Raw genomic sequence first — 9,831 nt, 5'->3', positions numbered from 1 at the left:
ATAAAGGGTTAAGGCGGGTTAGCAGCCGCTTCTGGATGATAAATTGGGTGGTAGAAAGTAACCTCTTAGTAACTTCTTACGAAGGCCTCTCAGGTTTGGCGGCGGTCGACCGGGGTAGCGTTTGGGGAGGAGTGCCACACCTGTGCTACCGAGCAGGAGCAAGTGAAGTTGAAGTTGGCGCTTTTAACAAGATTGAATCGACTGCCGGGCGAGCCTTCGGTGTTTGTTTTCTGAAGCTCCATCCTTGGGTTGCGGTTTCCGTTGCCGACAAACAAGGGTTTGGCAGCGTTGCAGCTCCCGGGGTGAGTCCACCCCTCCAGGAGGAGCCCCTGAGGAGGCTGCATCTGACCACCTCGAGTTCGCGCTCACCTCAATTTTTTCCAATCCTTTTCATTTAGAAGTTTAGGAGTTGCAGCACCGTGGAAGCCCAGCGCAAAGAACGGATTCTCGTGGTCGATGATGAGGCCAGCATCCGCCGCATTTTGGAGACCCGCCTCTCGATGATCGGGTACGACGTGGTTACTGCTGCCGACGGAGAGGAGGCGCTGGAGGTTTTTCGCAAGCAGGATCCTGACCTGGTGGTGCTGGATGTGATGATGCCGAAGCTGGATGGCTACGGGGTCTGCCAGGAGTTGCGCAAAGAATCCGACATCCCGATCATCATGCTCACGGCGTTGGGGGACGTGGCCGACCGCATTACTGGCTTGGAACTGGGGGCAGACGACTACGTGGTTAAGCCGTTTTCGCCCAAAGAACTGGAGGCCCGCATTCGTTCGGTGCTGAGGCGGGTGGCGCGGTCGTCCCATGAAGGGATCCCCAGCTCAGGGGTAATTCAGGTGGGGGATCTTCGCATCGATACCAACAAGCGGCAGGTTTACAAGCGGGACGAGCGCATCCGCCTGACGGGGATGGAGTTTAGTTTGCTGGAGCTGCTGGTCAGCCGGTCGGGGGAGCCGTTTTCCCGCGCCGAGATTTTGCAAGAGGTGTGGGGCTACACGCCGGAGCGCCACGTGGATACGCGGGTGGTGGATGTCCACATCTCGCGGCTGCGGGCCAAGTTGGAGGATGACCCGAGCAACCCTGAGCTTATCCTGACAGCCCGCGGTACCGGCTATCTGTTTCAGCGCATCGTTCCAAAAGGCGAGGAGTAGGACGGGATCCCCCTTAGTAGCTCTTCCAGGGCTGCCCGCACCTGTTGCAGCACACCAACCCAGTTGCCGCGGGCTTCTTGGCGGAATAGGCGCATCACCCTGGGGTACCAGGGGCTGTCTTGCCGCTGCAGTAGCCAGCGCCAATCAGCGGCAAAGGGCAGCAGCACCCACACCGGCTTGCCCAGCGCCCCAGCCAGGTGGGCAACGGCAGTATCGACGCTAATTACCAGATCCAACTGGGCAACTGCCCTAGCAGTATCAACAAAATTCCGGAAACGGGATCCCAGCTCCACCACGTGGTGCTGCTTGAGAAGGGGTTCTACCTGGCTTAGATCTTCACCCACCTGCAGGCTAACCCACTGCACCTGGGGCAGATTAAGGTACTCGAGGAAGAGGTTAAGAGAACAGCTTTTTAACCTCTGCACCCGGCTGAGGGCGAGGTCGTCGCGGCGGCCACTGGCCCACACCAGCCCTACCTTCATCCCCTTCTGAGGAACCTCAGGCCATTCTTCTGGCCAGGCGGAGCTCTCCGGGGGACAGACCAGGTAGGGAAGACAGGCAGGGATCGTCTCCAGAGTGGTGCCCAAGCGGTGGGGCAGGCTGAGCAAGGGCAGGTGCCAGTCGAAGGGAGGCAGGGGATCCGTATCGGAAATGACCTGGACTTGAGGAAAGGAGGCTCGCAGCAACTCGACTAGGGAGTGAGGGCAGCGGAAATAGAGGGAGGCCTGCGGATGGGCGGCGGCCAAAAGGGGCAGGTAGCGCGCGAACTGAATTGTGTCTCCCAGCCCTTGTTCGGCGTAGACAAGCAGCGTCTGCCGGCCCAAGGGGGATCCCGTCCACAGGGGCAAAGGGAAGCAGGGGTAGGCCGCTCCCTGGCGCTGCAGCCGCCATTCGTACTCCTGCCACCCCTCCTCGTAGCGGCCCAGGGTGAGCAGGGCCGTGCCCAGGTTGTAGTGGATCTCCGGCCAGTCGGGGGCCAACTGCAGGCCGCGCCGATAGGCCTCGATAGCGGCCTCGAGTCGGTTTTGCTCTTGCAGGATCGTGCCCAAGTTGTTGTGGGGCTGCGCCTCCCCTGGCAGCAGCGGGATGGCCTGTTGCAGGCAGTCGGCTGCTTCCTCCAGACGATCCTGCAGGTGGAGGCAGTGGGCGAGGTTGACGAGGATCCGCCCCTCCTGCGGCGCCAGGACAAGAGCGCGGCGAAACCAGGCTTCGGCTTCTGCAAGCTGGTTGTCGAATAGGAGGGCATTGCCCAGAGCTGCCAGCGCATAAGCCTGAGGAGGTTGGGCCGCTGCCGCCTGTCGCAGCACTGCAATCGCCTGCTCCCGTTTCCCCAAAGCCAGCCAACAACTGCCCAACCGGAAGAGCAGTTGCCCGTCGTTAGGGGCAAAGGCCAGCCCCTGCTTGTAGGCGCGCGCCGCCTCCTCCGGGTTGCCCAGCAGCATCCAGGCATCGCCCAGCTCCTGCCAGGCCGGCACCCAATCTCTCCGTAGGTGCAGCGCCAGTTGCAAAGGGGTCAAAGCTTGGCGGGGATCCCCCATCTGCAGATAGAGGGATCCCAGCAACGCCTGGGCGGCGAACAGGTGGGGATGGGCCCGGGTAAGCTGCCGGCAGAGGTGCAGTGCTGTCTCCAGATCCCCTGCTTGTCGGTGGCGCTCGGCCAGCGCCAGGGTCGCCTCTGGGGAAGGGAAGGGGGATAGACCGGAGCCTCTTCCTAGGCCTTTTGGCCCAGCCGTCTGCCGGTCGCCCTTTCCTCGCCCAAAGCCCTGTGGCACGGTTTTTCCCTTGGTGGATCCCTTTTTTGCCCTTCCCGCCGGTATTCAGCAACAGCGGGACATCTCCCTACTCAGGTTAACAGTTCAGGTGAATAGGACGTTCTTGACAGAGCGTTCCTACCCCCCCGCTCCTGAATCGGGCCATCCTCGGCGCTTGCCTTGCGAGGGCTCAGTTGCGGCGAAACAGGCTGTCTAAGTAAATACGGGCAGCGCGCCGATCCGTGTCTCCGCTCTGGAGCAGGAATAACGAGAGCGCTGCCGTTACGACCCGATCTTGATCCCAATCGGGGTGACGAGAGAGGTAGTTTTTGAGGGTGTCGTGTAGCTCCTCGGGAATTTCGCTCAAAATGCTGACGGTGGGAGAATCCATAGCCCAACCACCTACTCGGGGTTAACAGGGAAACCAAGAAAACCTAAGGAGCCGGCCAAAACCGGGCCTGCCCAGAAGGGAAAAAACAAGCCAACCCAGCTCTCTAACTTGGGTACGCCGGGGGCCGCATCGGCCCCGCCAAAAGCAAGACAGTGTGTAGAAGTTTGCCCCTAGCCCGTCCGGCAGCGGCCAGAGGATACCAAACTGCCCCTTGGCCTTGTCTCAGGCAGGAGAAGGGATAGAGTTTTTGGGCAAAGGGTTCTTTGCCTCTGAGGAGAGCTGCCAGGAAAATCTCCCCCTCACCTCAGGTGCGGCTATTCTGCCCTCTGCCCCATGGGGGGTGTCAATCCTGGGCAGCGGCTCCAAGTTTGTTCAAGCCCGCCGCCGGCTTTGATGCCATCGGCAAAAACGGCGCGATCCCGTTGCGTTTCTCAAGGTGTATCCGTCTGAACTTTCCAGTTTGGACTTTTCCACAAAAACCCTCGCTGCCGTTTCCTGAGGTCACAGGCCTGTGGAAAACAGGCCTCCTCTCTGTGGAAAGTCTGGGGAAAACCTGTGGATTTCTGAGAAATCTAAATTTGTCCAAAAATTTTTCTCGCGAGCCCCCTCAGGGCCACTCGACCCGGTAGCGCAAAAACAGCTCCTTAGAGCCACGGTGGCACTCCAGCAGCTCCAGTTGGGGCGGGGATCCCTGCAGCTGCCAGCCCTCGATGCTGGCGGGCGCATCGGCATACCCACTCAGCAGCACCGGCGCCAGGGTCACCCACAGCTCATCCAAGGCCCCTGCCTGCAAAAACGCCCCCAAAAGCCGGCCCCCGCCCAGCAACCCCACCCGTTCGATGCCCAAACTGCGCAGGCGCGCCAGCCGTGCCGGCAGATCCCAATCGGCAGCCACCCAGATCTCTTCAAAGCCGGTTCGGTTCTGCCAAAGCCGGGATCCCTGGGGAGTTGTCCACAGCCAGCGGGTGAGGGGCTGGCGAAAAAACGGCAAATCCTCAGGAATCTCCCCGCTGCCGGAGCAGATGATCGTCAGGGGCTGAGGGGAGAGGCCCTGCTGGAGTCGGCGTTGGATGAGCTCGGGATCCCGGATGCGCAGGCTGGTGCCGTAGGCCCGCAGCGTGGCCGCCCCCATGATCAAAGCCTGTTGCCGGGCAGCTTGGGTTTCCAGGTGCTGGTGGTCTTCGGCGCTGGCGAAGTGGGGCCTTTGCCCGCGGTGGGTGGCGATCCTGCCGTCCAGACTCTGGGCCAGGATGGCAACCACGTGAGGACGAGCTGTTTTCAAAGGCAACTCTCGAACAATTGGCCAGAATGGAGTTAGAAGTTGTCGCCCCGGCTGCCGCTTCGGTTCTGGGGTCGCCTCAGCCGGATAAGTATGCTCGGGACATTCCAATCTTCCACCATCCGCATCGAGGTCGAGGCCAGTTCCTCGACCTTGCAGCGCTGCTTGACCGAGGTGGGGCTGTTGCAGCAGTGGCTCTGGCCGCAGCAGTTGCAGGGATCCCTGCCCGCTAGGCTGGAGCTGGGCAGCACCTTTGCCGTCCAGTGGGGCCCCGTCTCGATCACGCACCAGGTGGAAACCCTGCTGCCGAAACGGCTACGCCTACTAATGTGGGGCGGAGCCGATGGCTACTGCGACTGGATGTGGGGCAACGGCTGGGTACAGCTCCGGGTTGAGGCCGTCTCCCTCCTGCCCCTTGGACTGGGGCAGTTGCTGCTCCTGAGGCAGTTGCAACAGTTTGCCCGACGCCAAGAACAACAGCCCTCCTGAGCAGGAATTAACCAAAGCGGGCGCTGCAATAAAATCCGTGGATCCGCGGTTTATCGAGCTAACTTGTAGGTTTAAATCTCCCTTCCTCAAGGGTTTTCTGCTACGAGAGATGTACTAGATTTACTAGTCACAGCGAAGGAGCCCGATGAACCCTCCCCTAGCTGCAGCCGACCAGGAAAAGTTTGAGATCCGTTTGGGGGAAGCCCTCAACAAAGCGGGGTTGCTCACCCCCGCCCAGTTGGCTCAGGCCATGTGGGAAAAGGCGGATAACCCCTTGATGTTGGGGGAGCTGTGCATGCAGCACGGCTGGGTTGCCCCGCAAGATCTCTATCCCTTTATCCCGGTCGAGTTGGTGCGCATCGGCGAGATCCTGGTGCTGCATGGGTATCTGGAACTGGAGCACGTGTATCAAGCTTTGCTTCAGCAAAAGCACCACCCTGAGCGCAAGTTGGGGCAGATCCTGGTGCAGCAGGGCTGGGTGCAGCCCCACTGGTTGGAGTGGGCCCTCGACAAGCAGCAGCAGCTCCGGCGACGGCGAGGAGCTGCCAACAGTTGGGAAGTGATGCTGGAGCAGTGGTCCACCATTCCGGATCAGCCCCCCCTCTACGCTTCGCCGCTGCAGGTGGCGCAGCAAGTTCACAAAGCTACCGCGCAATACCAAGCCCAACTGGAGCGCTACCAAGAGCAGGTTGCCGCCCTAGAAGCGCAACTGGAGCGGGAGCGACAGCAGCTCGTTGAGTCTCAATCCCGCCAGCAGCAACAGCGCATTGCCGAGTTGGAAGCCCAACTGGCGGCTCAAATCCAGCAGGGATCCGAGCAACACAGGGCTGCCCAGCAGCGCATTCAGGAGTTGGAGGAGCAGCTCCGAGCGCAGCAAGATCGGGGATCCGCGCAAGTCCAGGCACTGGCCGAGCAGTTGCAAGCTGCCCAGGCCGAGCTGGAGACCCTGCGGCGCCACTGCCACGAGCTGACGGAATGGCAATCTCAGGCCAAGCTCAAGCTGCAAGAGTTGGGATCCCGGCTGCAGCAGCATCAGCAAGCTGAGGCTCAACTGCGCCAGGCTCTTGAGCACAAGGAAGCCGAATTGGCCGCTCTCAGCCAATCGCTGCAGGAGCAGCAGCACCAGCTTCAAGTGGCCCAATCGACGAAGGCCCGCCTCATTGCCGACCTGGCCCACGCCCGCCAAGAAGCCAGCCAGACCATCCACCGGCTGCGGGGGGAACTTCAGGAAGCCCAGACCCAACTCCAGGTAACTCAAGAACGCCTGCAGGAAGTCCAAGCCCAACTGCAAGCCACCCAAAGCCATCTGCAGTCCACCGAAGCCCAGCTCCAACAGGCCCGAGAGCAGGTGCGCCAGCTCCAGGCCCAAGTGCAGGCCAACCGGACGCCGTCGCCTGCCCCGGCTACCCAAACTGCGAGCGTGGCCGAATCGACCGCAGATGCCGAGCTGCCGCCTCAGGAGTATTTGGGAGAAGAAGATCTGGAAGCGCTGCAGCGGGCCAACCCTTGGGTGCGGCGGATCTTGACCCAGTTGCGCGCAGCCGGTCTCCTCGACAACGCCGGCATCGAAACCGTCCTCCACGCCTGGGAAACAGAGGGCGGCACTTTCACAGACGTGCTGACCCACCACAGCGGCCTCAAGCCGGAGACAGTCAAGTTTTTCAGCGAAGACGGCTACTCTGTCTACCTGGCAGGCGGACGGCACGTGGCCGACTACCTTAAGGCTTCGGGGCTGGTCAGCGCCGCGCAAATCCAGCAGATCCAAGAGCACCTACCCCCTGGGGGATCCCTCTGCCAGGCGCTTGTCGAAGCCGGGATCCTGTCGCAAGCCAGCGCCCTCTATTTTGAGCGCCACTTCGGTGGCAAAAAGCCCCGTCGCTCCCTGCGGCAAGAGCTGATGTTGTGAGAGCGGATCGGGGATCCGCACCTCTTTCCCATCTCTTGCACCGGCAAGGGATCCAAAGGCAAATACGGGCTGCCGGCAGACCCCATGCGTCCACTGGAGACTAGGAACTAGAATGGACTCAGAATCAACAGCGACCGATTTTTGGCTGTTGAGAAAGTTGAATGTGACCTAGGTATCCAGATGTTGTCCTGAGTTCTGCTGCTATGACCACGGAAGCTCCCACTCGACCTGCTCAGCAGTCGTCTCCGTCGAGAACCCGGGTTCGCCAGCCCTACCCCCACTTCAAGGTGATCGTCTTGGATGACGATTTCAACACCTTTCAGCATGTTACCGAATGCTTGCTCAAGTACATCCCCGGCATGACCCTGCCCCTGGCACGGCAACTGACCGTGCAGGTGGATGCCGAAGGGCAGGCGGTGGTTTGGGTCGGCCCGCAAGAGCAAGCAGAGCTCTACCATCAACAGTTGCTGCGGGAGGGCCTGACGATGGCCCCCCTGGAGCCGGCCTGAAGCACGAGCTGCTCGTAGCTGCGCTCAACGGCGGCCAGTAGCTCTGCCTGGCCCCAGCCGGCATAGAGGCTGCTGACAATGGCCAGCCCACCCGCCCCCACCCCTTCCTTGACATAGCCCCGCTCGTAGGCCCGGAGGGGGGCATAGCGGCTTTGGGCAAAGCTGAGTTGGGTGGCCAAAAGGGGAACCTCGCCCAGCAGCTCCGCCAAACCCACCGTATTGCCCGAGGGATCCTCGGCCACCCAGCGGGTGGTACCTATGGCTACATTCTCCGGGGGCCAGGGGATCCCTTGCTCTTCCCCCCAGCGCCGCATCAGGGCCAGCACCGCCAGCATTTGGGTGCCGCCCGCCAGCAGCACCGGCCCCCGCTGGGCTGCCGCCATCGCCAGCCCGGCTACAAAAGGCTGCATCGGATCCCCCACAGCGGCCACCACCTCTGGGGCGGTAGCCCTGGCGGGAAGTCTGGCCAATCCCTGCCGGGCCAAGGCCAGCTTTTGGGCGTGGTTACAGACCGGGTGGCTGCTGTTGACCATGCCCTCTGCTTGCCAGCCCAGCCCCAACAACACTGCCAGCGCCGTGGTGGTGCCTCCCGCCACACATTCTCCGATGACGCAGTAGCTCGACTCCAGCCGGGATCCCCGCTCATACCCCTCCTGCCACAGGGATCCCACCTGCTCCAAAGACAGAGCCTGCCCTGTGCTCAAGCAGCGGGCTATTCCCCTGGCGCTGACCGTTTCTGCCCCCGGCAGAGGCTCCGGCAAACCACAGTCGAACACGCGACAGGGGATCCCCAACTCCCTCAGGACGGCGCGGCTGATCACCACCGGTGAAGGATAGCCATCGGGAGAGGTGGGCAGGCGGTGAGAATAGTTCCCCAGCAACACCTCTCCATCGGCAAGGGCCGTGTAGCGCCGCAAGGAGGGCGTGGCGCCGGCAGCCGAGATGCCGGGAATAAGGGCCGTTTCCGTAAACCCCAGGCAGGCCAAAAACAGCGGTCGGGATCCCTGCACCCGTTGGCACCACTGCTGGGCCAAAGACGGCTGCGTATAAGCCTTCACACCAGGAAAGGGGAACATAAGCGGGGCAGACAGGTCAAAACTCCATTCTCCACCCAAGCGAAGGACGGGATCCCGTACTGGCCGGAAAACGGCAGGGACTGCGACCCCCCAACCCGATCGGATAGGATGGGTATACCCAATGCAGTTTATTTAGGGCAGACGAAAGGCCATGAGCTTCTTCGACTCGGAGATCGTTCAAGAAGAAGCCAAGCAGCTGTTTCAGGACTTCCAAAACCTGATGCGACTTGGCGAGCGCTACGGCCAATTCGACCGGGAAGGCAAAAAAATCTTCATCGAGCGAATGGAAGAATTGCTGGAGCGGCAGCGCATTTTCATGAAGCGGCTGGAGCTCTCCGACGACTTTATGGCTCAGATGACCATCAAACAACTGCAAACCCAGCTTGGGGGGTTTGGGCTCACCCTCAGCCAAATGTTCGACCAAATGCACCAAACCCTAGAGCGCATGAAAGCCGAGGCCGACGCCGAGCGCTAACCTTGCTGGTGACCCCTCAGAACGAAAAGGGATCATGTCCTCCTCCCGCCAGACCCGCAGCCAAAAACTGATCCTGGAAGTCTTGAAGCAGAGCTTGCGGCCCCTCTCGGCCCAAGAGATCTTCCTGGAGTTGCGCAATGCCAACCATAGCGTTGGCTTGGCCACGGTCTACCGGGCTTTGGAGGCTCTGCGCAACGAGGGCAAGCTGCAAGCGGTCAACTTGGGAGATCAGCAGACCTACTATCAGGTTTTGCCCAGCAACGGCCACAACCGCCATCACCTCATTTGCACCGAATGTCGGCGGGTGGTGCCTCTGCCGGATTGCCCAGTGGGAGACCTGGAGGAGCAGCTTGCCAGCCGCTACCAATTTGTCATCGAGTACCATGTGCTTGACTTCTACGGCATCTGCGCCGAATGCCGTGGGGAGAGCAGCTCCAACCCTGGCTCACAGCGATCCTCTTGCCTTGAGGCCAAACCGCAATGATGAACTATCTCTGGACGCTGTTAATCGGATTGGCGGGCGCCCTGATTGCAGTCAAGCTGAGGCTGCCGGCAGGAGCTTTGGTGGGTTCGATGGTAGCAGTGGGTTTGGTCAATGTTTGGGGAGCGATCCCGATCCCCGCTCCCCCAGCCGGGATCCGCTTTGTCATGCAGGTGGTGCTGGGCATTCTTTTGGGCAGCAAGCTCACCGCCGATACGCTGTTGGCCTTGAAAGATCTGTGGCGACCGGCCCTGCTCTGTACGGTGATTGCGGTGGGCACGGGAGTTTTGTCGGGGTACTTGATCTCCCGTTGGCTGGGGATC

At 61.3% G+C, this 9,831-nt stretch carries 11 protein-coding genes; 7 read left to right on the top strand and 4 right to left on the bottom strand.

Going from position 1 to position 9,831, the window contains the following annotated elements:
* Window positions 1-419 precede the first annotated feature (419 nt).
* The gene (gene rpaB / locus NW809_RS07900) at window positions 420-1,151 is read left to right on the top strand and encodes a response regulator transcription factor RpaB (protein ID WP_011430241.1); all 732 of its coding nucleotides are present in this window, start codon (window positions 420-422) and stop codon (window positions 1,149-1,151) included.
* Here rpaB and NW809_RS07895 read toward each other — a convergent pair.
* The 3 genes from NW809_RS07895 to NW809_RS07885 form a co-directional block, all read right to left on the bottom strand.
* The gene (locus NW809_RS07895) at window positions 1,121-2,923 is read right to left on the bottom strand and encodes a tetratricopeptide repeat protein (RefSeq protein WP_414401886.1); all 1,803 of its coding nucleotides are present in this window, start codon (window positions 2,921-2,923) and stop codon (window positions 1,121-1,123) included. The two genes, rpaB and NW809_RS07895, sit on opposite strands and share 31 nt — an antisense overlap.
* A gap of 169 nt (window positions 2,924-3,092) precedes the next feature.
* Window positions 3,093-3,293 (bottom strand): DUF2811 domain-containing protein, encoded by a 201-nt coding sequence (locus NW809_RS07890; RefSeq protein ID WP_011430239.1) that lies wholly within the window; start codon window positions 3,291-3,293, stop codon window positions 3,093-3,095.
* Window positions 3,294-3,900: 607 nt separating this feature from the next.
* A complete protein-coding gene (locus tag NW809_RS07885) occupies window positions 3,901-4,575 on the bottom strand; it encodes a RibD family protein (protein WP_011430237.1) in 675 nt (224 codons plus the stop codon).
* Window positions 4,576-4,665: 90 nt separating this feature from the next.
* On the opposite strand from NW809_RS07885, the gene NW809_RS07880 reads away from it, so the two are divergent.
* The 3 genes from NW809_RS07880 to clpS all read left to right on the top strand — a co-directional run bounded on the left by NW809_RS07880 (window position 4,666) and on the right by clpS (window position 7,476).
* Window positions 4,666-5,061, top strand: coding sequence for a hypothetical protein (locus tag NW809_RS07880; RefSeq protein WP_099812140.1), 396 nt, complete (start codon window positions 4,666-4,668; stop codon window positions 5,059-5,061).
* A 145-nt stretch (window positions 5,062-5,206) separates the two neighbouring features.
* Window positions 5,207-6,967 carry a hypothetical protein gene (locus NW809_RS07875; protein WP_414401885.1) on the top strand — a complete coding sequence of 587 codons (1,761 nt, stop codon included), beginning with the start codon at window positions 5,207-5,209 and terminating at the stop codon, window positions 6,965-6,967.
* Between the two features lie 203 nt (window positions 6,968-7,170).
* Window positions 7,171-7,476, top strand: coding sequence for an ATP-dependent Clp protease adapter ClpS (clpS, locus tag NW809_RS07870; protein ID WP_011430234.1), 306 nt, complete (start codon window positions 7,171-7,173; stop codon window positions 7,474-7,476).
* On the opposite strand, the gene cobT is transcribed toward clpS, so the two are convergent.
* A complete protein-coding gene (gene cobT / locus NW809_RS07865; RefSeq protein ID WP_414401884.1) occupies window positions 7,425-8,552 on the bottom strand; it encodes a nicotinate mononucleotide-dependent phosphoribosyltransferase CobT in 1,128 nt (375 codons plus the stop codon). The genes clpS and cobT overlap by 52 nt on opposite strands.
* Before the next feature lie 151 nt (window positions 8,553-8,703).
* On the opposite strand from cobT, the gene NW809_RS07860 reads away from it, so the two are divergent.
* The 3 genes from NW809_RS07860 to NW809_RS07850 all read left to right on the top strand — a co-directional run.
* A complete protein-coding gene (locus NW809_RS07860; protein WP_011430232.1) occupies window positions 8,704-9,027 on the top strand; it encodes a DUF1825 family protein in 324 nt (107 codons plus the stop codon).
* 34 nt (window positions 9,028-9,061) lie between these two features.
* Window positions 9,062-9,511 (top strand): Fur family transcriptional regulator, encoded by a 450-nt coding sequence (locus tag NW809_RS07855; protein WP_011430231.1) that lies wholly within the window; start codon window positions 9,062-9,064, stop codon window positions 9,509-9,511.
* A partial coding sequence (locus tag NW809_RS07850) for an AbrB family transcriptional regulator (protein ID WP_414401883.1) occupies window positions 9,508-9,831 on the top strand: 324 nt, incomplete at its 3' end. The genes NW809_RS07855 and NW809_RS07850, both read left to right, overlap by 4 nt.

This window comes from Synechococcus sp. WC101, from assembly GCF_047461555.1.
Classification (GTDB): Bacteria; Cyanobacteriota; Cyanobacteriia; order Thermostichales; family Thermostichaceae; genus Thermostichus.
The sequence above is the reverse complement of the archived record's forward strand: the minus strand, read 5'-3'. Positions and strand labels throughout refer to the sequence as shown.